At 66.6% G+C, this 24,997-nt stretch carries 24 protein-coding genes and 1 riboswitch; of the genes, 12 read left to right on the top strand and 12 right to left on the bottom strand.

Translation table 11 applies throughout. From position 1 onward, the window contains the following. Window positions 1–152: 152 nt before the first annotated feature. From prpF to U5A65_RS15050, 5 genes are all read right to left on the bottom strand, one after another. Entirely contained in the window at window positions 153–1,343 is a 1,191-nt protein-coding gene (gene prpF, locus U5A65_RS15070; RefSeq protein ID WP_321946723.1) for a 2-methylaconitate cis-trans isomerase PrpF, read from the bottom strand. Between the two features lie 69 nt (window positions 1,344–1,412). Beyond that, window positions 1,413–4,010, bottom strand: a complete 2,598-nt coding sequence (gene acnD / locus U5A65_RS15065; protein WP_321946722.1) for a Fe/S-dependent 2-methylisocitrate dehydratase AcnD — start codon at window positions 4,008–4,010, stop codon at window positions 1,413–1,415. A 138-nt stretch (window positions 4,011–4,148) separates the two neighbouring features. After that, a complete protein-coding gene (gene prpC / locus U5A65_RS15060) occupies window positions 4,149–5,315 on the bottom strand; it encodes a 2-methylcitrate synthase (protein ID WP_321910466.1) in 1,167 nt (388 codons plus the stop codon). A 42-nt stretch (window positions 5,316–5,357) separates the two neighbouring features. After that, window positions 5,358–6,248 carry a methylisocitrate lyase gene (gene prpB / locus U5A65_RS15055; RefSeq protein WP_321910468.1) on the bottom strand — a complete coding sequence of 297 codons (891 nt, stop codon included), beginning with the start codon at window positions 6,246–6,248 and terminating at the stop codon, window positions 5,358–5,360. Window positions 6,249–6,420: 172 nt separating this feature from the next. Then, window positions 6,421–6,552 (bottom strand): hypothetical protein, encoded by a 132-nt coding sequence (locus U5A65_RS15050; RefSeq protein ID WP_321946721.1) that lies wholly within the window; start codon window positions 6,550–6,552, stop codon window positions 6,421–6,423. Here U5A65_RS15050 and prpR point away from each other — a divergent pair. Further along, entirely contained in the window at window positions 6,551–8,596 is a 2,046-nt protein-coding gene (gene prpR / locus U5A65_RS15045; protein WP_321946720.1) for a propionate catabolism operon regulatory protein PrpR, read from the top strand. The two genes, U5A65_RS15050 and prpR, sit on opposite strands and share 2 nt — an antisense overlap. A 7-nt stretch (window positions 8,597–8,603) precedes the next feature. On the opposite strand, the gene U5A65_RS15040 is transcribed toward prpR, so the two are convergent. Further along, window positions 8,604–8,996: a hypothetical protein gene (locus U5A65_RS15040; protein WP_321910470.1), complete on the bottom strand. Its 393-nt coding sequence runs from the start codon at window positions 8,994–8,996 to the stop codon at window positions 8,604–8,606. 213 nt (window positions 8,997–9,209) lie between these two features. Between U5A65_RS15040 and U5A65_RS15035 the strand changes: the two genes are divergently transcribed. Together U5A65_RS15035 and U5A65_RS15030 are read left to right on the top strand one after the other, a co-directional pair. After that, on the top strand, window positions 9,210–9,830 hold the full coding sequence (locus U5A65_RS15035) for a DNA-3-methyladenine glycosylase (protein WP_321946719.1): 621 nt from the start codon (window positions 9,210–9,212) through the stop codon (window positions 9,828–9,830). Between the two features lie 204 nt (window positions 9,831–10,034). Then, on the top strand, window positions 10,035–10,376 hold the full coding sequence (locus tag U5A65_RS15030; RefSeq protein WP_321946718.1) for a DUF4148 domain-containing protein: 342 nt from the start codon (window positions 10,035–10,037) through the stop codon (window positions 10,374–10,376). A gap of 49 nt (window positions 10,377–10,425) precedes the next feature. Here the strand turns inward: U5A65_RS15030 and U5A65_RS15025 are convergent, their stop codons facing one another. Beyond that, complete coding sequence (locus U5A65_RS15025; RefSeq protein WP_321946717.1) at window positions 10,426–10,635, bottom strand: hypothetical protein; 210 nt, start codon at window positions 10,633–10,635, stop codon at window positions 10,426–10,428. Between the two features lie 150 nt (window positions 10,636–10,785). Further along, window positions 10,786–11,229, bottom strand: coding sequence for a CBS domain-containing protein (locus tag U5A65_RS15020; RefSeq protein ID WP_321910474.1), 444 nt, complete (start codon window positions 11,227–11,229; stop codon window positions 10,786–10,788). Window positions 11,230–11,537: 308 nt separating this feature from the next. Between U5A65_RS15020 and ribA the strand changes: the two genes are divergently transcribed. From ribA to U5A65_RS14980, 8 genes are all read left to right on the top strand, one after another. After that, entirely contained in the window at window positions 11,538–12,185 is a 648-nt protein-coding gene (gene ribA / locus U5A65_RS15015) for a GTP cyclohydrolase II (RefSeq protein WP_321910476.1), read from the top strand. A 65-nt stretch (window positions 12,186–12,250) separates the two neighbouring features. After that, window positions 12,251–13,081, top strand: a complete 831-nt coding sequence (locus U5A65_RS15010; protein ID WP_321935770.1) for an SH3 domain-containing protein — start codon at window positions 12,251–12,253, stop codon at window positions 13,079–13,081. A 753-nt stretch (window positions 13,082–13,834) separates the two neighbouring features. Then, window positions 13,835–14,242 carry a hypothetical protein gene (locus U5A65_RS15005; protein WP_321946716.1) on the top strand — a complete coding sequence of 136 codons (408 nt, stop codon included), beginning with the start codon at window positions 13,835–13,837 and terminating at the stop codon, window positions 14,240–14,242. A 253-nt stretch (window positions 14,243–14,495) separates the two neighbouring features. Continuing rightward, window positions 14,496–15,194, top strand: coding sequence for a response regulator transcription factor (locus U5A65_RS15000; RefSeq protein ID WP_321910482.1), 699 nt, complete (start codon window positions 14,496–14,498; stop codon window positions 15,192–15,194). Continuing rightward, window positions 15,191–16,615, top strand: a complete 1,425-nt coding sequence (locus tag U5A65_RS14995; RefSeq protein WP_321946715.1) for a FecR domain-containing protein — start codon at window positions 15,191–15,193, stop codon at window positions 16,613–16,615. The genes U5A65_RS15000 and U5A65_RS14995 overlap by 4 nt, the downstream gene beginning before the upstream one ends. 11 nt (window positions 16,616–16,626) lie before the next feature. After that, window positions 16,627–19,038: a CHASE2 domain-containing protein gene (locus U5A65_RS14990; protein WP_321946714.1), complete on the top strand. Its 2,412-nt coding sequence runs from the start codon at window positions 16,627–16,629 to the stop codon at window positions 19,036–19,038. Between the two features lie 54 nt (window positions 19,039–19,092). After that, window positions 19,093–19,710 carry a DUF4136 domain-containing protein gene (locus U5A65_RS14985; protein ID WP_321946713.1) on the top strand — a complete coding sequence of 206 codons (618 nt, stop codon included), beginning with the start codon at window positions 19,093–19,095 and terminating at the stop codon, window positions 19,708–19,710. A 99-nt stretch (window positions 19,711–19,809) separates the two neighbouring features. Continuing rightward, window positions 19,810–20,190, top strand: coding sequence for a VOC family protein (locus U5A65_RS14980; RefSeq protein ID WP_321935766.1), 381 nt, complete (start codon window positions 19,810–19,812; stop codon window positions 20,188–20,190). A 7-nt stretch (window positions 20,191–20,197) separates the two neighbouring features. Here U5A65_RS14980 and bluB read toward each other — a convergent pair whose 3' ends face one another. Genes bluB through U5A65_RS14960 form a run of 4 tightly spaced genes read right to left on the bottom strand, consistent with a single transcriptional unit; the run spans window position 20,198 to window position 23,243 of the window. Continuing rightward, window positions 20,198–20,902 carry a 5,6-dimethylbenzimidazole synthase gene (gene bluB / locus U5A65_RS14975; protein ID WP_321910489.1) on the bottom strand — a complete coding sequence of 235 codons (705 nt, stop codon included), beginning with the start codon at window positions 20,900–20,902 and terminating at the stop codon, window positions 20,198–20,200. Beyond that, window positions 20,886–22,196 (bottom strand): cobyrinate a,c-diamide synthase, encoded by a 1,311-nt coding sequence (locus tag U5A65_RS14970; protein ID WP_321946712.1) that lies wholly within the window; start codon window positions 22,194–22,196, stop codon window positions 20,886–20,888. The genes bluB and U5A65_RS14970 overlap by 17 nt, the downstream gene beginning before the upstream one ends. Before the next feature lie 4 nt (window positions 22,197–22,200). After that, window positions 22,201–22,803 (bottom strand): cob(I)yrinic acid a,c-diamide adenosyltransferase, encoded by a 603-nt coding sequence (cobO, locus tag U5A65_RS14965; protein WP_028205563.1) that lies wholly within the window; start codon window positions 22,801–22,803, stop codon window positions 22,201–22,203. 14 nt (window positions 22,804–22,817) lie between these two features. After that, window positions 22,818–23,243 (bottom strand): cobalamin biosynthesis protein, encoded by a 426-nt coding sequence (locus U5A65_RS14960; protein ID WP_415764923.1) that lies wholly within the window; start codon window positions 23,241–23,243, stop codon window positions 22,818–22,820. Window positions 23,244–23,409: 166 nt separating this feature from the next. Next, window positions 23,410–23,680: riboswitch (cobalamin riboswitch) on the top strand. Between the two features lie 220 nt (window positions 23,681–23,900). On the opposite strand from U5A65_RS14960, the gene cobW reads away from it, so the two are divergent. Continuing rightward, window positions 23,901–24,992 carry a cobalamin biosynthesis protein CobW gene (gene cobW / locus U5A65_RS14955; RefSeq protein WP_321946710.1) on the top strand — a complete coding sequence of 364 codons (1,092 nt, stop codon included), beginning with the start codon at window positions 23,901–23,903 and terminating at the stop codon, window positions 24,990–24,992. Window positions 24,993–24,997: the final 5 nt, after the last annotated feature.

Below are 24,997 nucleotides of genomic sequence, written 5' to 3'. Positions count from 1 at the left end.
CGACCATCAAACGACGCGGATTTTGATGTGTCCAACGCCAGTCCTGTCGTTAAGTTGGAAAACACTGCGCTAAAACAAAACCGCCCTGACACCTCGCAGCGTCAGGGCGGTTTTTTCATCACCGCAAACAGCGCGTTTCTTAATACCGCCTCTTAAAACGCGTCTCCCGGCACCCGCACCCAGCCTTCCATCAGCACGCGCGCGCTGCGGCTCATGATGGCCTTCGTGACCGTCCATTCGCCGCTCTCCTGGCGCGCTTGCGCGCCCACGCGCAGCGTGCCCGACGGGTGCCCGAAGCGCACCGCGCTGCGCTCGCCGCCGCCCGCCGCGAGATTCACCAGCGTGCCCGGAACGGCCGCAGCCGTGCCGATCGCCACGGCTGCCGTGCCCATCATGGCGTGGTGCAGCTTGCCCATCGACATGGCGCGCACCAGCAGATCGACGTCGCCAGCTTCCACTCGCTTGCCGCTCGACGCCGTGTAGCCCGTGGGCTTCGCCACGAAGGCGATTTTCGGCGTGTGCTGGCGCGTGGCGATCTCGTCGAGGTGCTTGATGAGGCCCATGCGCAGCGCGCCGTGCGCGCGGATCGTCTCGAACTTCTTGAGCGCCTCTGCGTCGCTGTTGATCGCGTCCTGCAATTCCGTGCCCGTGTAGCCGATCGCTTCGGCGTTCACGAAGATCGTCGGAATGCCTGCGTTGATCATCGTGGCCTTGAGCGTGCCCACGCCCGGCACTTCGAGGTCGTCTACGAGGTTGCCGGTGGGGAACATCGAGCCGCCCGCGCCTTCTTCTTCGGCGGCCGGGTCGAGGAATTCGAGTTGCACTTCGGCGGCGGGGAAGGTCACGCCGTCCAGTTCGAAGTCGCCCGTTTCCTGCACGTGGCCGTTCGTCATCGGCACGTGCGCGATGATCGTCTTGCCGATGTTGGCCTGCCAGATGCGCACGGTCGCCACGCCGTTATCGGGCACGCGGCTCGGGTCGACGAGGCCGCCGCTGATCGCGAACGGACCCACGGCGGCGGAGAGATTGCCGCAGTTGCCGCTCCAGTCCACGAAGGCCTTGTCGATCGCGACCTGGCCGAACAGGTAGTCCACGTCGTGGTCGGGTTTGCTGCTCTTCGCCAGGATCACGGTCTTGCTCGTGCTGGAGGTGGCGCCCCCCATGCCGTCGATCTGCTTGCCGTACGGGTCGGGGCTGCCGATCACGCGCATGAGCAGCTTGTCGCGCGCAATGCCTGGCTGCTGCGCCGAAGCAGGCAGATCCTGAAGGCGGAAGAACACGCCTTTGCTGGTGCCGCCGCGGATATAGGTGGCGGGGATTTTGATCTGGGGTACGTGTGCCATGTGTTGTCCTGAAACGAAGGGCGGCGCGGGGGTGCCACTGCGGTTACCACCGCGCCGCCCGTTTCCCGTTTATGCCGCTGCCTGCGACGACTCGAGGAAGTCCTGTGCGAAACGCTGCAGCACGCCGCCTGCGTCGTAGATCGACACTTCTTCGGCCGTATCGAGCCGGCAGGTGACCGGCACTTCCACGCGCTCGCCGCTCTTGCGGTGAATCACGAGTGTAAGGTCGGCTCGCGGCGTGCGCGCGCCGATCACGTCATAGGTTTCCGTGCCGTCGATGCCGAGCGTCGTGCGGTTCGTGCCCGCCTTGAACTCCAGCGGCAGCACGCCCATGCCGATCAGGTTCGTGCGGTGAATACGCTCGAAGCCTTCCGCGACGATCACTTCCACGCCCGCGAGACGTACGCCCTTGGCCGCCCAGTCGCGCGACGAACCCTGGCCGTAGTCGGCGCCCGCGATGATGATGAGCGGCTGCTTGCGTTCCATGTAGGTTTCAATCGCTTCCCACATGCGCGTGACCTTGCCTTCCGGCTCGATGCGCGCGAGCGATCCCTTTTTGACCGCGCCGTCCACCACGGCCATCTCGTTGATGAGCGTGGGGTTCGCGAAGGTCGCGCGCTGTGCCGTGAGGTGGTCGCCGCGGTGCGTGGCGTACGAGTTGAAGTCCTCTTCGGGCAGGCCCATTTTCGCGAGGTATTCGCCCGCTGCGCTGTTCGCCAGGATGGCGTTCGAAGGCGAGAGGTGGTCCGTCGTGATGTTGTCGCCAAGCACGGCGAGCGGGCGCAGGCCCTTCAACGTGCGCTCGCCGGCCAGCGCGCCTTCCCAGTACGGCGGACGGCGAATATACGTGCTTTGCGCGCGCCAGTCGTAGAGCGGGTCGGTCGTTTCACCGCTGGCCGCCGTCACCGCGAACATCGGTTCGTACACCTTGCGGAACTGTTCGGGCTTCACGCTCTTCGCGACGATGGCGTCGATCTCTTCGTCGGTCGGCCAGAGGTCCTTGAGGTACACCGGCTTGCCGTCGTTGTCGGTGCCGAGCGAATCGCGTTCGATGTCGAAGCGGATCGTGCCCGCAATCGCATACGCGACGACGAGCGGCGGCGAGGCGAGGAACGCCTGCTTCGCGTACGGGTGAATGCGCCCGTCGAAGTTGCGGTTGCCCGAGAGCACGGCGGTCGCATACAGGTCGCGGTCGATGATCTCCTGCTGGATCTTCGGGTCGAGCGCACCCGACATGCCGTTACACGTGGTGCACGCAAACGCGACGATGCCAAAGCCCAGCTTTTCCAGATCCGGCAGCAGGTCGGCTTCTTCGAGGTAAAGCTCGACCGCCTTCGAGCCCGGCGCGAGCGAGCTCTTCACCCACGGCTTGCGCGTGAGACCGCGCGCGTTCGCGTTGCGCGCGAGCAGGGCGGCTGCGATCACGTTGCGCGGATTGCTCGTGTTCGTGCAACTCGTAATGGCGGCGATGATCACGGCGCCGTCGGGCATCTGGCCCGGCGTTTCTTCCCACTTGCCCGCAATGCCGCGCTCGGCGAGCGCGGACGTGGGCAGGCGCTTGTGCGGATTCGACGGGCCGGCCATGTTGCGCTCCACGCTCGACAGATCGAACGTGAGCGTGCGCTCGTATTGCGAGTGAGCGAGCGTGTCGGCCCACAGGCCTGCCGTCTTCGCGTAGGTTTCGACGAGCTTGACCTGCTCTTCTTCGCGGCCCGTGAGGCGCAGATAGTCGAGCGTCTGGTTGTCGATGAAGAACATCGCCGCCGTGGCGCCGTATTCGGGCGCCATGTTGGAGATCGTGGCGCGGTCGCCAAGCGTGAGGCTCGACGCGCCCTCTCCACGGAACTCGAGGTACGCGCCCACGACCTTTTCCTTGCGCAGGAACTCGGTGAGGGCGAGCACGATGTCGGTTGCGGTGATGCCGGGCTGGCGCTTGCCCGTGAGTTCCACGCCGACGATATCGGGCAGGCGCATCCACGAGGCGCGGCCAAGCATGACGTTTTCGGCTTCGAGGCCGCCCACGCCGATGGCGATCACACCGAGCGCGTCCACATGCGGCGTGTGGCTGTCGGTGCCCACGCAGGTGTCGGGGAAGGCCACGCCGTCGCGCGCCTGGATCACGGGCGACATCTTTTCCAGATTGATCTGGTGCATGATGCCGTTGCCCGGCGGAATCACGTCGACGTTCTTGAAGGCCTTCTTCGTCCAGTTGATGAAGTCGAAGCGGTCGACGTTGCGACGGTCTTCGATCGCGCGGTTCTTGTTGAACGCGTCCGGATCGAAGCCGCCGCATTCCACGGCGAGCGAGTGGTCGACGATCAGCTGCACCGGCACGACCGGATTCACCTTGGCAGGGTCGCCGCCCTGGTCGGCAATGGCGTCGCGCAGGCCCGCGAGATCGACGAGCGCGGTTTGCCCGAGGATGTCGTGGCAGACCACGCGCGCCGGGAACCACGGAAAGTCGAGGTCGCGCTTGCGCTCGATGAGCTGCTTGAGCGAAGCGGCGAGCGTGGCCGGGTCGCAGCGCCGCACGAGGTTTTCGGAGAGCACGCGCGAGGTGTACGGCAGCGTGTCGTAGGCGCCGGGCTGGATGGCCTCGACGGCTTCGCGCGCGTCGAAGTAATCGAGCCGGGTGCCGGGGAGGGACTTGCGGTAGGCGGTATTCACGGCTTGGGGACCAAAGATGTAGTGGGTTGGCGGCGGCTCTCGCGCGCCTCGAGCGAATGTCTTCACTCTATACGCGCGCGCCGCCGTCTCCCAGTCGTGCGGACGTCATAGTCCGTCCGGGCGACTGGTGTGCCTCATTCAGCGCTTGCTGATCGGCGTGAACTTCAGATTCTCCGGACCCGTGTAATTCGCGCTCGGGCGGATGATCTTGTTGTCGATGCGCTGCTCGATGATGTGCGCGCTCCAGCCAGCCGTGCGCGCGATCACGAAGATCGGCGTGAACATGGCGGTCGGCACGCCCATCATGTGATACGACACGGCGCTGAACCAGTCGAGGTTCGGGAACATCTTCTTGACTTCCCACATCGTCGATTCGAGGCGCTCGGCGATGTCGAACAGCTTCAGGTTCGACTGCTCCTTCGAGAGCTTCTTGGCGATTTCCTTGATGACCTTGTTGCGCGGGTCCGAGATCGTGTACACCGGGTGGCCGAAGCCGATCACGACTTCCTTCTTTTCCACGCGCGCGCGGATGTCGGCTTCTGCTTCGTCGGCGTTCTCGTAGCGCGACTGGATCTCGAACGCGACTTCATTCGCGCCGCCGTGCTTCGGACCGCGCAGTGCGCCGATCGCGCCCGTGATGGCCGAATAGATGTCCGAGCCCGTGCCCGCGATCACGCGGCCAGTGAACGTCGAGGCGTTGAACTCGTGCTCGGCGTACAGATTGAGCGACACGTGCATCGCGTCGACCCACGACTTCGACGGCGCGCGGCCATGCAGCAGGTGCAGGAAGTGGCCGCCGATCGAGTCGTCGTCGGTTTCGACTTCGATGCGCTTGCCGTTGTGCGAAAAGTGATACCAGTACAGCAGCATCGAGCCGAGCGACGCCATCAGGCGGTCGGCGATATCGCGCGCGCCCGGCAGGTTGTGATCGTCCTTCTCGGGCAGCACGGTGCCGAGAATCGAGACGCCGGTGCGCATCACGTCCATCGGGTGTGCCGAGGCGGGCACGGCTTCCAGTGCCGTCTTCACATTGGCCGGCAGGCCACGCATCGCTTTGAGCTTCGCCTTGTACGCGGCGAGTTCCGCGGTGTTCGGCAACTTGCCGTGCACGAGCAGGTACGCGACTTCTTCGAATTCGCATGCGGTCGCGAGATCGAGAATGTCATAGCCGCGGTAGTGGAGGTCGTTGCCGGTGCGGCCCACGGTGCACAGCGCCGTGTTGCCCGCCGCCACGCCCGAAAGCGCAACGGACTTCTTCGGCTTGAATCCGCCGGCGGCTTGCGTGGTGTTTTCTGCTTCGCTCATGGTGTCTTCCTCTCTATGTGTCTATTGGCTGTATGGCCAGCGTTACTTCTTCGCGGCAAAGAGCGCGTCGAGCTTGTCTTCGTATGCGTGATAGCCGAGGTACTTGTAGAGGTCATCGCGCGACTGCATCGTCGAGACGGCGGCCTTTTGCGTGCCGTCGCGCTTGACGGTCTCGTAGAAGTTCAGCGCGGCGGCGTTCATCGCACGATACGCGCCGCAGCAGTAGAGCGCGATATCGACGTTCGCGCTCTTGAGTTCTTCGGTCGTGAAGAACGGCGTCGAGCCGAATTCCGTGAGGTTGGCGAGAATCGGCACCTTCACGGCGGCGCGGAAGCGGCGGTAGTCGTCGAGCGTCTTCATCGCTTCGGGGAAGATCATGTCCGCGCCCGCTTCCACGTAGGCCACCGCGCGCTCGATCGCGGCGTCGATGCCTTCCACGGCGGCGGCGTCGGTGCGGGCCATGATGACGAACTGGTCGTCGGTGCGCGCGTCCACGGCGGCCTTCACGCGGTCCACCATCTCACCAGTCGCCACGACTTCCTTGTTCGGGCGATGGCCGCAGCGCTTCTGGCCCACCTGGTCTTCCAGGTGCACGGCCGCCACGCCCGCCTTGATGAACGACTTGATCGTGCGCGCGATGTTGAAGGCGCCGCCCCAGCCGGTGTCGATGTCGACCATCAGCGGAATGTCCACGGCGTCGGTAATGCGGCGGGCGTCGATCAGCACGTCGTCCATGGTGCTGATGCCGAGGTCCGGCACGCCGAGCGAGTTGGCGGCCACGCCGCCGCCCGAGAGATAGACGGCCTTGAAGCCGGTCGCCTGCGCGAGCTTTGCCGCATAAGCGGTGATGGCGCCGACGACCTGCAGCGGTTGTTCGGTGGCCACGGCTGCGCGGAATCGCGCGCCGGCGCTTGCGGGGGAAGTGTTGTTCATGCGTGATGTCTCCAATTGAATCGCCGACCCATACTGCAGGTAGCGTGCCAGCTCCGCGCAAGGAGGCTAACGCATTGATTTTGTGTAGGTTTCGCCAAGCCGCGTTGCAGGCCCTGATTTCTTCGGTGAAATCGAGATTTCAAAAATGAAATCCGCGCGCGATAATGTGAAATCAGGCTGACGGCCGGCTTGCGGTCACATCGGCCCCATCGGCCCCATCGGCCACACCGGCCACACCGGCCACACCGGCCACACCGGCCACACCGGCCAGGACCGCGCCGTTGGACACATCGTTGGACATCATGAACCGCTTTCCTGCTCCCGCTTCTTCCGCGATCCGCCCGCGTGTGTGGGCCATGGGCATCAGCCGCCTGCGCGATCTCTTTCGCGACATCGCCCGCGAATACGACGAACTCGCAGACCTGCGCGTGGTGCCGCGCGGTTTCGAGGAAGCCGTGGCCGAAATCGCCGCAGCGGGGCCCAGCCAGCGGCCCGATGTGGTGGTGGCGGCGGGCTCGAACGGCACCTACCTGAAGGCGCGCATCGACGTGCCCGTGGTGCTCGTGCAGCCCACCGGCTTCGACGTCATGCAGGCGCTCGCCCGCGCGCGGCGCGAAGCCGATCTCGTCGCGCTCGTGACCTATGGCGAGACGCCCGTGGAGGTGCGCCGCTTTGCCAGCGCTTACGGCATCGACGTCGTGTTCGGCCAATACCGCACGGTCCAGGACGCCGAAGCCTGCGTACTCGACCTGCGCGACCGCGGCGTGGGCGCGGTCGTGGGGCCGGGCCTCGTCAACGATCTCGCGGCCCGGCTCGGGCTCGTGCCGTTTTTCGTCTACTCGCGGCCGTCGGTGCGCGCGGCCTTCGACACCGCGCTGGATCTCGTGCAGGCCACCTGGCGCGAGACGCAGCGTCGCCAGCGGCTCGACAGCGTGCTGCAGCATCTGCGCGATGGCGTGGTCGCGCTCGACGCGCGCGGCCGCGTGGAGGCGATCAACCAGCGCCTCGCCGCCGTGCTCGACATCGATCCGGCGGCGGCGGCGGGGCAGTCGCTCGCGGCGCTCGCGCCCGACATCGCCTTCTCACTGCCCGAAACCGATGGCGAATCGCTCGAGACCGTGCGTGGCGTGAGCTATGTCGTGCATCGCGGACCGCTCGTCGACAACGGCGTGACGACGGGCGCCGTACTCACGTTCCAGGAGTCGCGTGCGGTGGAGCGGCTCGACCGCACGCTGCGCTCGCGTCAGCGCACGCAGCAGTTCGTCGCGCGCTATCGCCTGGACGACCTGAGCGGCGCAACGCCTGGCATCGAGCGCGTGCGCCAGCTTGCGCGGCGCTATGCGAAGTCGGACGCCACCGTGCTCATACGCGGCGAGAGCGGCACCGGCAAGGAGATGATCGCGCAGGGCATTCATCGCGAGAGTCCACGGCGCGATTTTCCGTTCGTCGCGATGAATTGCGGCGCGTTTCCCGAGGCGCTGCTGGAGAGCGAGCTGTTCGGCTACGAGGAGGGCGCGTTCACGGGCGCGCGGCGCGGCGGCAAGGTGGGGCTCATCGAGGCGGCGCACCGCGGCACGCTCTTTCTCGATGAAATCGGCGAGATGCCGTTGCCGCTGCAAAGCCGTCTATTGCGCGTGCTGCAGGAGCGCGAGGTGGTGCGCCTTGGCGCAACGGAACCCACGCGCGTGGACGTGCGCGTGGTCGCCGCCACGCACCGCGCGCTCACCGAGCAGATCGAGGCGGGCGAGTTTCGCGCGGACCTTTTCTATCGGCTGAACATTCTCAATCTCGCCATTCCGCCGCTGCGCGAGCGCAGCGCCGACATCGCGCTGCTGGCGAGCGAACTGCTGTTTCAGGCCTCGCGCCGCGAGCCGCGCGTGGCCGTACGCATTCGCACGCCCGAAGACGCGGCGCGCACGCTCGCACTGGTGAGCGACGCGCTCGCGCAGCACACGTGGCCTGGCAACGTGCGCGAGCTGCAGAACGTGGTCGAACGGATGGTGGTGGAGCTGGCCGATTCGGAAGAGGACGTGCTGACGCCGGACGTGCTGCGCTCGATTGCGCCGGAGGTGTTCGAGTCGCGCCGCGCGGCGAGCGGCGCCGCAGCGGTGGCGGCGATTGCGGCAGAGGGCGCGCTCACATTGCGCGAGCGCAGCCTCAACACCGAAGCCGACGAAATCCGCGCTGCGCTCGACGCCTGTAACGGCGACCGCGACCGCGCGTGCGAGATGCTCGGCATCAGCAAGACGACGCTCTGGCGGCGTCTCTCAGCCGCGAAGGGCAAGCGCGGCAGCGCAGTGGCCGAGGCAACCGAGGCAACGGCACCTCGCAAGGCGCCGCGCGGTTGAATGGAACTCAGTTCTTCAGCGCATTGAGCAGCGGTGCAACAGTCCCATGCAAATGCAGGATCTCGGGACTCGCCTGCAACAGCGCCTGATAGCGCTCGTAGAACTCCGCCGATTCCTCGCCGGAAAAGAGCGCGGCCACACCTTCCGCCGCGCCGATACGGTCCTCGGGGCTCGCGTCCTTGGCGTCGAGCGTTTCGTCGACGTTGGCGATCACCGTCGAGAGCGGCATGAGCCAGCGAAAGCCCGAACCGTTGATGAGCACCTGCAGGAAGGCCGCCGGCGTCACCGGGCCGAACTCGCGTTCGTACTCCTTGCGCTCGTGGTCGAGAATCGCCTTGTGCAGCGTGAGCAGCGGCTTGCGCACGGTCGAGAGAAATTGAATTGCGCTTTGTTCGTTCATCTTGCGGCTCCTTCTGTGGCGCCCGCCCGGTCGTGACGAATCGTCGAACGACGCGCGCCGGGTCATGAGGTCGCGCGAACCGTTCGCGCAGAGATGCGGACGATGGTAGCGCAACGGCCAGCCGCGCGTGAGCAAGCGGTAGGCGGCGGGGCGCTACACTCTGCCGGTTCGCGAAATCGCCATGCCCGTGCCGACCGACCTGAGAACGCTTCGATGACGACGACGATCCTGCCGCTGCGCCGCGACGACCTGCCGCTCGATACCGCCGAACTGGCGCGCTTCATGGTCGGCAAATATCTCGTGCGCGAGCTGGCGCGCGGGCGCATGGCCGGGCGGTTCGTCGAAGTCGAAGCGTATCCCGTGGGCGACTCCACGAGCTACGCCTATATCGGACGGCGGCCCTATAACGCCGCGATGTTTCTCGAGCGCGGTCATGCGCATGTCCGGCTCACCTACGGCAGCGCATGGATGTTCAACATGTCGAGCGAAGCTGTGGACGTGGGCGCGGGCATCCTGTTTCGCGCGCTGGAGCCGCTCGAAGGCATCGGCGCGATGGAGGCGCTGCGACCCGGCGTCCCGCTGCGCGATCTCGCGCGCGGGCCGGGACGGCTCTCGCAGGCGTTCGGCATTGCGGCGGCCTTCGACGGCGTCGACCTGTGCCGCGGCCACGGACTCTGGATCGGCCGGGTGGAAGAACCCGAGCGGCCCGTGGGGGTGACGACGCGCATCGGGCTCTCGCGGGAGATGGACCGGCCGCTGCGCTTCTATGAACTGGGCAGCCGGTTCGTGAGCGGGCCGCGCAAGCTGCTGGATGGCAGTGCCGCCCCGTTGTGACTTGCGCAAGCGCCACTGGAAGCGCCGCGCCGCAGGGCGCTCGCGGGACGACTCATGCGCGCGGCATTGTTGCTTTGGTTGAAAGTGTATTTTCTCAAATTAAGGGTTTCCCCTGGTCACTCGTCTCAATAAACTGAAATCACTGGTTTGGCGGTGCATCCAGACACCGCTGCCGGCATAAAACAAGTGATGGAGGTCATGACCATGAAGTCCCGTACCCTGATTCAAGCCGCATTCGTCGCCGCTCTCCTGGCTGCTCCGGCCCTTTCGTTTGCCCAGGTGCAAAACAACGGTCCGGTCACGCGCGCCGAAGTGAAGTCCGAATTGATCCAGCTCGAGAAGGCCGGCTATAACCCGGCTACCGCCAACGATGCGACGTATCCGGCCGACATCCAGGCCGCAGAAGCCCGCGTGAACCAGCAGGAAGGCGTGGCGCAGGCGCCGGTAGCCGAAACGAGCGGCTACGGCCCGTCGACCTCGGGTTCAGCGCAATCGGGCCAGCCGGCCACGATGCGCCCGTCGCAATCGGTGTATTTCGGCAACTAAGTGGGCAACCACGCGGGTAGTTGAGCGCATAACCGGGCAGGGCGCGCCGTCAGAGCGCGCCAAAGCCCAGGTAGAGCGCGAGCTGCAAACGGCCGTCGCTCAGACACCGGCGCGAGGCGACATCGAGCGGCCACAGGATGGCCGCTCCCGTGCAGGCGGGCGCCCGGGCGCTTCGAGCAGGCTCAGACGCCCGCGCAAGATGACCCGGCAGCGGCCCCACCCAGCAAGGCTCCCAACCGATATCGGCGAAGCAGGACACCGTTGCGCCTGCGCCGCCCGCCGCCGCGCACGCCATTCGCGCGATTTTTCATACGTGGAACCTCCGCCGCCGAAAGGTGGCTTCGCCCAACCCCGTCGGGATTGGGCGTTTTTTCACATCTGGCGGTTTGGAGACGGCCGGACTTCGAAGTCAGGCGCCCGGCCCGCCGGTGATGTAGTGCTCGAGCTGCTCGATCGTGAACTTCTGCTCGGCGATGATTTCCTTCACCAGGTCGCCGATCGACACCATTCCCACAAGCTTGCCGCCGTCCATGACGGGCAGGTGGCGCATGCGCCGCTCGGTCATGAGCGCCATGCAGTCGTAGGTGGTCTGGTTCGGCTCGACGAAGCGCACGTGCGCGCTCATGATGTCGCGCACGGCGGTCGTTTTCGACGATCGGTCCATCAGCACGATTTTGCGCGCGTAGTCACGCTCCGTGACGATGCCGGCGATCGTTGGACCGTCGGTCACGAGCAGCGCGCCGATCTGCTTGTCGGCCATCAGGCGGATTGCGTTATAGACGGAATCGGAGGCTTCGATCGTGTACACCACCTGTTCCGGCTTCGATTTGAGTACCTGTGCAACGCTTGTCATAGGGCGACCCCTCTTCGTCCTTCTGGTTGTCCAGTCATTGCGCGGCGCGGCAGGCCGGGCGTTTTGCCCGTCAAGCCATTGGAAAGCCACTCCAGTATAGGCCGCTGGCGTGCCGGGCGTCGTCGGGGTATGCGCGGGGTCGCACCATTTATGCCGGGGGCATGCGGCGCGCTCGAACCGCTTTCCGGGTAGTCCCCGGAGCCGCCACCCAAGCACGGCGCGGCGGGGTGGAGCAAATGGCGGTAAACTCCGGTTCCGAACTTCAACCCGGCCCCGTGCCGGTTTTTGCCAGTTTCTTGCTCCAGATCATGCCTACGCTTCCTGAGTCGTCCTGTGCGGACGGCGATAACGCCAACGAATGCGTCGTGCTAGACGCGACTGCCACGCTGCCGACCCGCTACGGCACGTTCGAGTCCTATGTCTACCGGGTGAAGGACGGCGGGGCCGAGCATCTCGCGCTCGTCATGGGCGACGTGGGCAGCGGTGAGCCCACGCTCACGCGGCTCCACTCCGAATGCCTGACCGGCGACGTGTTCGGCTCCTACCGCTGCGACTGCGGCGAGCAGCTCGACCTCGCGCTGCGCTATATCGCGGCCGAAGGCCGCGGCGTGCTGCTCTACCTGCGTGGTCACGAAGGCCGGGGCATCGGTCTGTCGAACAAGATCCGCGCGTATCAGTTGCAGCAGCAGGGCCGCGACACCGTCGAGGCGAATCTCGATCTCGGCCTGCCCGACGACGCGCGCGAATACGATTCGGCGGCGGCGATCCTGCGTATGCTGAAAGTGTCGTCGGTGCGGCTCATGAGCAACAATCCGAAGAAGTTCGACACGCTCAGACAGCATGGTCTCCCCGTGATCGAGCGCGTGGCGCTCGCGATCCCGATGCGCGAGGAAAACGAACGGTATATCCGCACCAAGCAGGTCAAGTTCGGGCATTACTTCGAAGAGAATGAATAACCCGCTGCAAGCAGCGGGCACGAGAATTGCGCAGTAACAAATCAAATGAGCTGGAACAGGGAGAAATGATGTTCAAGCGCCTCAAGACGACGCGCGTGCGCGCGCTCGCGTCTGCGCTCGCCAGTGCGTGCCTCGTAACCGGTCTCGTGCTTGCGTCGTCCGACGCCAGCGCGCAAACCGCGGCCTACACAAGCGAACCCGTGGATCTGTATGCGGGGCCTTCCGGCGACTATCCGGTCGTTGCCGAACTGGCGCCCGGCCAGCCGGTCACCGTGATGGGCTGTGTGGGCGATTATTCGTGGTGTGACGTTACGGTGCCCGGTCTGCGCGGCTGGGTCTACGGTGGTTATCTCAGTTATCCGTACCAAGGCAGCTACGTGCCGCTCACCAATTACGGCGCGGCGATCGGCCTGCCGATCGTGACGTTCTCGCTTGGCGCCTACTGGGGCAGCTTCTATCGCGACCGGCCGTGGTATGGCGAACAGCAGCGATGGGAGCACGTGCCGCCCCCCGAACGCGGCCGCCCGCCGGTGGCACAGGCGTGGCATGGCGCACCGGGCCGTCCGCCCGTCAATCAGGAAGCACCGCGCGCGCCGGGCAACATGCCGCCGCCGGGCGCGGGCCGCCCACCCGGCAACATGGAACAGCCCACGATGCGTCCGCACGAGGCGGGGCATCCGCCCGAGCAGCAGCAGTTCGGCGGCCGCCCGCCGGCTGGGGCGCCCGCGCAGCAGGGCTACGCTCGTCCGCAGCCGCCCCAGCCGCAAGGCGGCATGCGTGCGCCAGCACCCGCGCCTCAACAGGGACGGCCGCCTGCGCCGCCTCAGGGTGGCCAGGGCGGCCATGCTCCCAGCCAGGGTGGCGAACGGGGCAACGAACGGCAACCCGAGCACTAATCCATAGCGATTGTCTTCGCTGCAACGGCGGGATCTTCATGGCGGGATCTCGCCGCTGCTGTTTTCCGGCGATGAATTAGGAATGCCAGGCAGTCGACGTGTACGAACACCAGATGGCGCTGCTCAGAAACGGTGGGGCAATGCCCCTAAGTATGCCAACCGCCTTTCTTACACCGCCTTATCGTCGTCCTGAAGGATTTAACAATCCCTGACAGTAAATTCGTAGCACCCAGGCGAGAATACGTCGTCGCGGCAAACACAAGCACAGCCGCACAACACCAGCGTCACGCGCGCTTCGCGCATGCGCCGCTGGCAACGAATATCTGCTACGGGGGCTGGCACGCTCGGGACTTGGCGACGCTGTCAGTAAGAGGAAGTCAGAGCGAACCCGAGTTCGCCGGATAACGCTGGGAAAACCAGTGCTTTGAGGTGGACGTGGCGATGGCGGCACGTGCCTCGTCGTGCAGGGAGGCGGCTGCGGTCCGCTGTAGAGCGTCGGGCGGTGACGCTCGCAGCGGGGCTCGCGCTGCGCATGACGATGACTGCGCTGGCGGTCCGACTCCGGGGGCGGATTCCGGAGACCACGCAGTGTTTAGCACGCGGCCGTCGCCACATTTTTTCCGCACTTCTGAACGACACGAATTCTTTTGCCGCTTCGCGCATTGCGAGCGGCTCGACGTTGTTGCGTCCGCGAAAAAAACGCCTGGCCGCTTCACTTCTGTTGCTCTGCCTGCTTCTCGTCACGGGGGCTCCATGTTTTTCCGATCCGGCCGTATGCGTTTTCCACCGGGCTCGCGCGTAGACCGCCCCGACGGTGGCCGCGAGTTCGACCGCGTCGAGCTCGACCTCGCGCGCGATCGCCACGCGCGCGCCGCGATGGAGGCCTACGCGGATTCCTGCGCGGCTGAACTCCCGTGGCTTAGCGAAGCGTTGCGTCTTTCGCGTTTCGTCGCGGCCGAGCGCCTGACGCAGTGTTCGGCCACGGTGCTGCGCGTGTTTGTCATGGCGCAGTCACGCGCGGCCGTGCAACCCGACTATGCGCACGCGGCATGGGAGCACGTACGCTCCCATCTGACGGCGCTGCTTGCGGGATCGCCGTCAACCGCAGGCGGGGCGGGCAAACCCGGCTCGAACGATGGCAAATTCGACTACCATGAGTGATTAACATGAGAGCGATCTGTTCACCGAAGACGAGCGTGGCCTCGCGCTCCCATTTTTTTCGAGACGCGGCGAAAGTAGTGCGCTTTGGCGCACGGCGGGTTGCGCGTGCTGCCAGCGCCAGAGTGGGCGCGTTGCGACCTGGCGCCGGTGCGCGCAGCCGTCGTCGCGAGACGCGGGTCGCGGCTGCAGCGCGCTGCGGCAGGCAGGCAGTCCATCCTGAGACGATGAAAAACAAACCTGGTTGCGGGGTGCTATGAGAATTGCAGTACTGGATGACGATGCAGCGCAGACAGAATTCGTCTGCCAGGCCTTGAGCGCGGCGGGCCACGCCTGCCACGCGTTTGCCAAGGGCAGCGAGCTCGTCAGGCAGCTTCGGCGGCAGACGTTCGATCTGCTCGTGCTCGACTGGAACGTACCCGACATGGCGGGCGACGAAGTACTGCACTGGGTGCGGCAGAGCCTCTCCACGCGCCTGCCAGTGCTTTTCATGACGAGCCGCAGCCGCGAGGTCGACATCGCGCAAATGCTCAACGCAGGCGCCGACGACTACGTCGTCAAGCCCGTCTCGGCGCCGGTGCTGATCGCCCGGGTCAATTCGCTGTTGCGCCGCGCCTATCAGCTGCACGCGCCCGCGCTCAAGGAAAGCTTCGGCGAGTACGAGTTCGACCTCAAGTCGCGCCAGGCGTCGGTGAGCGGGCGCAACGTCGCGCTCACGCAGAAGGAGTTCGATCTCGCGCTGCTGCTGTTTCAGCATCTGAGCCGCCCGCTGTCGCGCGCGCATATTCTCGACGTGATCTGGAAGCAGTCCGACGACATTCCTTCGCGCACGATGGACACGCACGTTTCCATGCTGCGCTCGAAGCTCGGCCTGCGTCCCGAAAACGGCTATCGTCTTACGCCGATCTACGGCTACGGGTACCGGCTCGAGCGCATCGAGGGGGACGACGCGTGAGGGGCGCGCGTGCGGTGCGCGCCTCCGCGGCTCCGTTCTTTGCCTTCGCGCTTGCGCTGATTCCCATTCCCCGCGGCGCCGAGGCGCGCGAGAGCGCCCCGCGCGCGCCCGCGCAGTCGCCCGAGACGACCACCTACGTCACGCGCCCCGGCGACTCGCTCTATGACATCGCCAGGCGTTATCTGCGCAATCCCGCCGACTGGAAAAAGCTCGCGAGCCTCAATCACGTGAGCGCGCCGCGCCGCCTGCAGCCCGGCACGACGCTGCGCGTGCCGGTCGCGCTGCTGCGCCAGGACGGCCTCAGCGCAAAGGTGATCGCCGCGAACGGTCCCGTGCAGCATGCGTTCCGCGCCGGCCCGCTCCTGCCGCTCACGGTCGGCGCGAACCTCGTTGAAGGCGATCGGGTGCAGACCGGCCACAACGGCTTCGCCACGCTTGAACTGGCCGACGGCTCGCATATCGCGCTGCCGCCCGATACCTCGCTCGACTTGGCCACGCTGCGTCAAACTGTGCTCACCGGCGCGACCGACCGCATCGTCGATCTTCATCGCGGCGAAGTGAGCAGCGAAGTCACGCATGCCACGAAGAAGGACGATCGCTTTCAGATCCGCTCGCCTTCCGTGGTGGCCGGCGTGCGCGGTACGCAGTTTCGCGTGAGCTATGACGGCGACAACGGCGCGACGGCGGTCGAAGTGCTGAACGGTGCAGTGGGCGTGGACGCCGGCTCGCCGGGCCACAACCGACGCGGCGCCAACGTACAGCCGCCGGCACCGGGTACGCCGCTGGCAGCCTCCGAGCAGCTCGTCGCCGCGCACTACGGCAGCCTCACGCTGGCGGGCCAGCCAGCGGGCGCGCCCGTCACGCTGCTCGACGCGCCTGAACTGCTGCATCCTTCCAAAGTGCAGGACGACGACGAAGTCGCCTTCGATATCGCGCCCGCAGCGGGTGCGAGCGCCTACCGCGTGCAGATCGGCCGCGACGCGGGCCTGCTCGACATGATCCGCGACAAGCGCAGCGCCGACCCGCACGTGTCATTCGCCGACCTCTCAGACGGCACGTACTTCGTGCGCATCTCCGCAGTCGACGCGCGCGGTCTCGAAGGCATGCCGGCGTCGTATGCGTTCGAGCGCCGCCGCGTGGCGCTCGGCGCGAGCGCCGGCCCGATTGAAGGCTCGCGCGACTTTGCGTTCCGCTGGTTCATCGACCGCAACGCACAGAACACGCGCTTTCGCTTCGTGCTCGGCACGACGTCCGATCTGCGTGTGCCGCTCATCGACCGCACCGACATCACGGCGGGCGAGGCCATCGTGCGCGACCTGCCGAAGGGCGTGTACTACTGGACGGTGATCGCCGAGCAGTTCGACAACGGCCATTACTACCAGAAGGCGAGTCCGGTCCAGTCGTTCAGGCTCGACTGGTGACGCAGGCGCGCATGAGCGTGAGGCCGCCCGCGCGCCTTGGCCGCTCAGTCGGGCGCCGCTTCCTGTTCGAATGGGCCGGCGTGGGCTGCGCTGGCGTGGCCGTGGTCGTGTTCTGCGTGATCTGGCGGCTCACGAGCGGCGCCGACCACCTGGTTTATGACCGCTTGCTCTCCGCGCGCTCGCTGCCGGTGTCGCCCGACATCGTGCTCGTGGAGATCGACAACGCGAGCGTCACCGCGCTCGGGCGTTGGCCGTGGCCGCGCGAGGCGCATGCGCGGCTCGTCGATCAGCTCGCGAAGGCGGGCGCGGCGGCCGTCGTCTACGACGTGTTGTTCACCGAACCATCGCACGACGACGCGCAGTTTGCGCAGGCGCTGCGCGCGCGTCCGGCGTTCCTTCCCATTCTTCTTACGCCCGCCGACGACACCGGTCACCGCGACGCCGTGCTGCCGGTTAAGCCGCTCGCGCAGGCGGCCGCCGGCATGGGCCATATCAACCTCGAAGTCGATAGCGACGGCATCGTGCGCAGCGTCGCGCTCTTCGAAGGCGACGCCCAGCAGCGCTGGCCGCAACTGATGGTGCCGGTGTGGCGCGCGGTGCGCAGCGGCGCCGTGAAGCTCGCGCATGGCACGCCGGCCGCCGCGCAGCGCGATGACGTGCTGCACGCGGCGGCGCCCGGCACCGAGTCGCGTTTCCTGATTCCGTTCAGCGCGAATTCGCAGACCTACCACAAGGTCTCGTTCGCCGACGTGCTCGAAGGCCGCGTGCCGCCCGAGCAGTTGCGCGGGCACGTGGCGATCGTCGGCGTGACGGCCTCGGGGCTCTACGACCGCTTCGCCACGCCGCTCTCCGGTACGCTCGGCCCGTTGCCCGGCGTGTACGTCCACGCCATCGTGCTCGACACGCTGCTCAACGGCACGGCCATCCAGCCCGCGCCGCCCATCATGGTCGTGCTCGCCTCGCTCGCGCCGCTCGCGCTGCTGCTGGCGGGTTTCCTCGTGCTCTCGCCGCTGCGCGCGCTGCTGCTGCTTGCGCTCCTGATCGCCGTGTCGCTCGGCGCGAGCGCGGGTATGTTGCACGGCGCGCGCCTGTGGCTGCCGCCCGTGCCCGCGATCGTCGCGCTGCTTGTCGTCTATCCGGTGTGGAGCTGGCGCCGCCTCGAAATGACGATGGCCTACCTGCGCAAGGAACTGCGCCAGCTTGCCGACGAACCCTACCTGCTGCCCGAAGCGCCCACGCAGCGCCGCGAGTTCGCCGGCGATGCGCTCGCCCAGCAGATGGCGCTCATGGCGCAGGCCGCGCAGCGGCTGCAGGACATGCGCCGCTTCGTGTGGGACAGCCTCGATTCCGTGCCGGAGCCGATTCTCGTCGCCGATCTGCGCGGCGTCGTGCTGATTGCGAATCACGCTTCGCGTGCGTATCTCGCCCGCCTGAAGGTGAGCGCCGCGGAAGGGCGCTGGATGCAGGATGTGTTCGGCGACCTCTCGCTCGTCAAGCCGATCGACCCGGCGCCCGATGCGATGGCGTTCGCGCACGCGCACTGGCCCGCGCCGCTCGACCCGGCGCGCGGCGAGTTCGCGGAGTTGATGGAGCGCGGCGTGGAAGTGCGCGCGCGCGACGGCAGCGACTACCTGCTGCGCTACGCGCGCTGCACGAACGCGCAAGGGCAGGCGGTGGGCTGGATCGCGGGTCTCGTCGACGTGACAGCGCTGCACGACGCCGAACGCCAGCGCGAGGACGCGCTGCGCCTGCTGTCGCACGACATGCGCTCGCCGCAGGCCTCGATCGTCGCGCTCGTCGAGACGGAGCGCGAACGCGGCACGCTCGCCTCGGAGCCCGTGCGCGGCGTGATGGAGCGCATCGAGCGCTACGCGCGCCGCTCGCTCAAGCTCGCCGACGACTTCGTGCAGCTCGCGCGCGCCGAGTCCCAGGTCTACGCGCTCGAGCCCACGAGCCTCGCGGAGCTGGTGATCGACGCGAGCGATGAAGTGTGGCCGCAGGCGCGCGCGAAACGCATCCAGATCGACACGGCGTTCGAAGGCGACCAGATGGGCTGGATCAACGCCGACCGCTCGCTCATGACGCGCGCGCTCGTGAACGTGCTGAACAACGCGGTGAAGTACAGTCCAGTGGATACGCGTATCGTCTGCACGGTCGGGCTCGACGACCACATTCCGCCGCGGGTGGTCTGCTCGATTCGCGATCAGGGCTACGGCATTGCGCACGAAGACCAGGCGAGGCTCTTTCAGCCGTTCCAGCGCTTTCACGCGGAGCAGCGGCCCGAGGTGAGCGGCGCGGGGCTCGGCATGGCGTTCGTGAAGACAGTCGTGACGCGCCACGGCGGCGATATCCAGCTGGAGAGCGAGCCGGGCGAGGGCACCGTTCTGACGATGTCACTGCCCGCGTTCGACGCGCCGGGTTGAGCCGGGCGGGAAGTGCCGCACCGGAAGCGCATGAATAACCCAATGGAGTGTTGTGTGAAGACCTTGCTGTCGATTTGTCTCTTGTCGGTGCTCGTCGCCCTCGCCGGATGTGCGGGCGTGACGACCGACGTCGCGGCCACGGGCGCGTTGCCCGCCACCGCGAACCAGGGCGCGAACTACCGTTTCGCGCCCACGCCCGCCCAGGTCGACGCGGGCGAGATGCTTCCGTACCAGGCCTTGCTAAGCGATGGCCTCGCGCAGCGCGGTTTTAGCGCGGGGTCGCCCGATGCGGCGCGCTTTCTCGTCTCGGTGGCCTGGGCCACACGTCCCGCCGACGTGAAAGTCGTCGACGGCGACTGCGGTGCCGGCTGCGTGCCAGCCGAGGGACCGTCGTTGCCGTGGTTCGGTCGGCCCTACGTGCATACGCTGACGCTGCGTTTCTTCGCGTTGCCCGATGGCGGCGAGGTCTACAAGGTCAGCGCTGTCAAGCATGATCGCAACGCCGACGCACGCGAAGCCGTGCCGTACCTCGTGGCGGGCGCGCTGGCGCGGCTGCCGTACGCGGGCGCGCCGCAATGGCGCGTCAAGCTGAAGAGTCCGCCCAACGCCGGCACGACGGATCAGGCGCCGGGCATGCCGGAAGTGCTCTCCGTTTCGCCAGTCGACAAATAGTTCAGGGCAACTTTCCCCAGGCCGGGGCGGCGACGAAGGCGCTATGCTGGCTCCCGAATCTGGCGCAACGGTTGCGCACAGACATCACGGGAGTCACTCATGTTCGATCACATTGGATTGCGCGTGCAGGATCTCGCACGCAGCGTGCGTTTTTATGAGGCGCTGCTCGCGCCGTTAGGCGTCGTGGTGTGCATGCGCGACGACACCTATGCGGGACTCGGCCAGCCAGGCGAGCCGAAGCTCTGGTTGCACGCCGTCTCTGGCGACGCGGCGCTTGCGCCACGCGGCGTGCATGTGGCGTTCGCGGCGGCGAGCCGCGCGGCGGTCGTTGGCTTCTACGAAGCGGGCCTGCGCGCAGGCGCGAAAGACAATGGCGAACCCGGCGTGCGCGCAGACTACAGCCCCGACTATTACGCAGCATTCCTGATCGATCCAGACGGCAACAATGTCGAGGCCGTCTGCTACGCGCGCGAAGCGTGAGCGGGTGTCAGGTGCCGGGTGTGGCGTCCGGCGCTGCTTTGGGTAGCGCTTCGGGCGCGCCGGTGGCCTCGTCGTGCGGCCAGTGGTTTTCAAACACGCATTCGCCAAGCGGCTTGCGTTCGGCCCACTTTTCCATTTCGAGCATCGGCTGCGGGTAGAACGCGTCGACCTGACCCACGCAGAGTATGGCCACCGGCTTGGCGCCGGGCGGCATGGCGAGCAGGGCGCGCACCTCGTCGACATCGAAGATCGACACCCAGCCCATACCGAGCCCTTCGGCGCGCGCCGCGAGCCACATGTTCTGGATCGCGCAGGCCACGGAGGCGAGGTCCATCTCCGGTAGCGTGCGCCGGCCGAAGACATGAGCTTCGCGGCGGTCCATCAGCGCGACCACGAGCACCTCGGCGCAGTCGCGCATGCCTTCGACCTTGAGCTTCATGAACTCGTCGCGGCGCTTGCCCAGCGCGTCGGCGGTCGCAATGCGTTCGCGCTCGACCGCCTCGTGAAGTTGCTCGCGCAACGTGTTGTCTGTAATGCGCACGATGCGCCACGGCTGCATGAAGCCCACGCTCGGCGCGTGATGCGCGGCGTCGAGCAGGCGTGCCAATGTCGCGGGATCGACGGGGCCCGGCGCGAAGTGCCGCATGTCGCGGCGCTCGTAAATCGCACGGTAGACCGCCGCGCGCTCGGCTTCGTCAAAGGGCTGTGCCATGGAAGAGTGCGGCCGCGAAAGCCGGGTTGGAGGGCCAGTAAGCGTGCATATAGGTGGCCGCGATCGAACCATGCCGATAAAGCGCCTCGCCGGGCCCGCCAGTTTGTGCGTGGCGTGCCGTGAGCGTGGGCGCAAGCGGCGTGGCGATGCGCGAATAGTGAAACGTGTGGCCGCGCAGCGCGCCATGTGCGCCATCGATCTGCTGCATGCCGAGCGCCGCGAAGCGTTTTTGCATGACCGCCTCGCCGGGCAGCAGGCCGAGCATCGGCGTGCGCGTGCCTTCTACGTCGGTGAGTGCATCGAGCAGATAAAGCATGCCGCCACATTCGGCGACGAGCGGCTTTCCCGCAGATACATGCGCACGCAGCGAATTCGCGCTTAGCGTATTGCGCGCGAGCGCCGATGTATGCAGCTCGGGATAGCCGCCGGGCAGAAAAATCGCATCGGCGTTGGCGGGCGCGGGCTCGTTCGCGAGCGGCGAAAAGTAGCTCACGCTTGCGCCGAGCGTTTCGAGCAACGCAATGTTCGCGGGATAGAGAAACGAGAACGCGGCGTCGCGCGCAATGGCGATATGGCGGTCTTCGAGCAGGCGAGGAATTACTTCGTCATGCGAAGAATATGAAAATTCCACCGGAGGCGGCAATTCCGCGAGCGCGGTTTGCGCGAGCGCGTCGGCGGCGCGCTCGATGCGCGCGTCGAGGTCGTCGATCTCCGCAGCCTGATGCAGGCCGAGATGGCGATCTGGCAGCGTCATCATGGCTTCGCTCGTTACGTGCCCCAGCCAGCGCACGTCAGCGGGCAAGGCCTGCTGCAGCATCTGTGCGTGGCGCGGCGAGCCCACGCGATTCGCCAGCACGCCATGAAACGGCACCTCGGGCCGAAAACGCGCGAGACCGAACGCGATCGCGCCGAAGGTCTGCGCCATCGACTTCGCGCTCACGACAGCAGCCACCGGCACGCCGAACGTGGTGGCGAGGTCGGCGCTGCTCGGCGTGCCGTCGAACAGGCCCATGACGCCTTCGATGAGGATCAGGTCGGCTTCGCGCGCGGCCTGCGCGAGCAGGCCGCGGCACGCCTGTTCGCCCACCATCCACAGGTCGAGCGAGAGCACGGGGGCGCCGCTCGCGCGCGCGAGAATCGTGGGGTCGAGAAAATCCGGCCCGGTCTTGAACACGCGTACGCGCCGGCCCGCACGGCGGTGCAGGCGCGCGAGGCCCGCCGTGAGCGTGGTTTTGCCCTGGCCCGAAGCGGGCGCGCTGATAAAAAGCGCGGGGCAGGCAAGCGTCGCGCTCATGGGCTCAAAACTCCACGCCCTTTTGCGCCTTCACGCCTTGCTCGCGATACGGATGCTTCACGAGGCGCATTTCCGTGACGAGGTCGGCGGCTTCGATGAGCGCGTCGGGCGCATGGCGGCCCGTCACGACCACGTGAACGTGCGGCGCGCGCGACGCGATCACGCCGAGCACTTCGTCGAGCGGCAGGTACTCGTATTTGAGCACCGTGTTGAGTTCGTCGAGGATCACCATCGCGTACTCGCCGCTTTCGATCATGCGCTTCGCTTCGTCCCAGCCCTTGCGTGCGGTGGCGATGTCGCCGTCGCGATTCTGCGTGTTCCAGGTGTAGCCGTCGCCCATGGTCACGAAATCGCAGTGGGCGACGCTGCCGAGAAAGTCGCGTTCAGCCGTATGCAGCGCGCCCTTGATGAACTGCACGACACCGAGCTTCATGCCGTGGCCGAGCATGCGCACGGCCATGCCGAATGCGGCCGTGCTCTTGCCCTTGCCGTTGCCGGTGTTGACGATCAGGAGGCCCTTCTCGTGCGTTGCGGCGGCCTGCTTTTTCTCATGGCCCTCGCGGCGGCGCTGCGTCATGCGTTGGTGCGATTCGGGATCGGTTTTCATCGTCGTGAGTGGGATTATTGCGGGGCTTTCGCTTGCGTGTTTGCCGGGTTTTGCAGCGTGCTGGCGATCGCGACCGTTACGCCGTCGAGCGCCAGCTTGCCGCGCACGAGCGGACCGCCGCCCGCCGCGAGACGCGCGCAGGGCTCGCACACGCCGTCCACGCCGAATTGCGCTTGGGCAGCAGCGGAGGGCGGCGCGATCGTGGGCGTCGCGGCGATTTGCTCCCGCGTGAACGTGTACAGCGGCAGCGCATGCGCCCCGCAAAACGCCTGTAGCGCGGGGTCGCCGGCTTTGACGTCGAGCGTGGCCACGGAGGTCACGCTTTCGAGCGGGCACGCACCGAGCGCGGCGCGCACGGCGGCGTCGACCTGCGCAAGCGTCACGCCGCGCCGGCAGCCAATGCCGAGCGCGAGCGACGGCGCGCGCTGTGCGGGCTCCAGCGTGGTTTCGAATGAAGCTGCGCGCGTGGCGCGATTTTCGACAGAATTCACGGCGGGAGCGGAGCAAGCAAAACAGTCGTATTCCGGCCGTTGCCGGATGCGCGCTACGATAGCACACGCTTTTGCGGCTTCCCACGCCTTCCTTGACGCGCAAGCCCCCCGCGCCTACACTCGCACGCACTCTGGTGCTCGCGCGCGCGATTCATGATGCGCGCGCAGTTAAACGGGAATCAGGGAGCCATCCCGCCTCGGGCGTGGCCAACCTGAACTGCACCCGCAACGGTACAACGAGCGCGGCGTTCGAACGAATGCCGCAAACCGCTTCCATGCTTTACGCAGTCCACGCCACTGCCCGAGCCGGCCGCAAGGCCACTCGCGCGGGAAGGCGAAGCGGTGTTTCGTCAGTCCGGATACCGGCCAGATACGTGGGATTCGCGCTGCGGGGATGCGGTGCCGGATCCATGATATTCACGCGTCGGCCGGGCGAGGCCCCGGTGCGTTTCTGGTCGTTCGTCCCCCTGCAGGTTTTTTTTGAATCGTTACGCGTGAGTGCGTCTCCACGGATACGCGCGTGCTCGTGTGACGACACACAGATACTCGCACGAACGGCCAACGCGACGCACCCCGCTATCCGGCTTGGCGCCGAAGGAGCACTTCATGCAAATGCGCAAGATTCCGGTCACGATCGTGACGGGCTTTCTCGGCAGCGGCAAAACCACGCTGCTGCGTCACATTCTCCAGCACGCGGGTGGTCTGCGCGTCGCGGTCATCGTCAACGAGTTCGGCGAACTCGGTATCGACGGCGAAATTCTGCGCGGCTGCGGCATTGGCTGCGACGAGAACGGCAACGAAACGGAAGGCCAGCTCTACGAACTCGCGAACGGTTGCCTGTGCTGCACCGTGCAGGAAGAGTTCTTCCCGGTGATGGAGAAACTGCTCGAACGCCGCGGCGACATCGATCATGTGCTGATCGAAACCTCCGGCCTCGCGCTGCCCAAGCCGCTCGTTCAGGCGTTCAACTGGCCGTCGATTCGCAACGCGTTCACCGTCGATGCGGTCGTGACCGTGGTGGACGGCCCCGCCGCCGCGAGCGGCCAGTTCGCCGAAAACCCGCAGGCCGTGGACGCACAACGCCGCGCCGACCCGAATCTCGATCACGAATCGCCACTGCACGAGCTGTTCGAAGACCAGCTTTCGGCCGCCGATCTCGTCATTCTCAACAAGACCGATCTGCTCGACGAAGCGGGCCAGGACGCGCTCATTGCCGAGCTGCGCGAAGAACTGCCGCCGCAGGTGAAGATCGTGCGCGCGCAGCACGGCAAGCTCGATCTGCATACGCTGCTCGGGCTCGAAGCGGCTTCCGAAGAGAGCATTCATCTGCGGCACGACCATCACGGTTCCGGCGACGATCCCGATCATCATCATGACGAGTTCGATTCGGTCGTGGTGTCGGGCGCGGCCGCTTCGCGCGAGAGCGTGATCGAAGCGCTGCAGCAGCTCGTCGATGCGCACACGATCTATCGCGTGAAGGGCTTCGCCGCGCTGCCGGGTGCACCGATGCGTCTCGTGATTCAAGGTGTCGGCCGCCGCTTCGACAGCTATTTCGACCGCCGCTGGAACGCGCAGGAAAGCGCGGCGCAGCCGCTTGCGAGCCGCTTCGTGCTGATTGGCGAAGACCTCGATGGCACGACGCTGCAAGTGGCATTCGACACGGCGCTCACGAACGTGCAGATCGCGGGCGCGAAGTGACCGCA

This window comes from Paraburkholderia sp. J10-1 (assembly GCF_905220165.1).
GTDB lineage: Bacteria > Pseudomonadota > Gammaproteobacteria > Burkholderiales > Burkholderiaceae > Paraburkholderia.
This window is presented reverse-complemented; position numbering and strand designations above follow the sequence as displayed.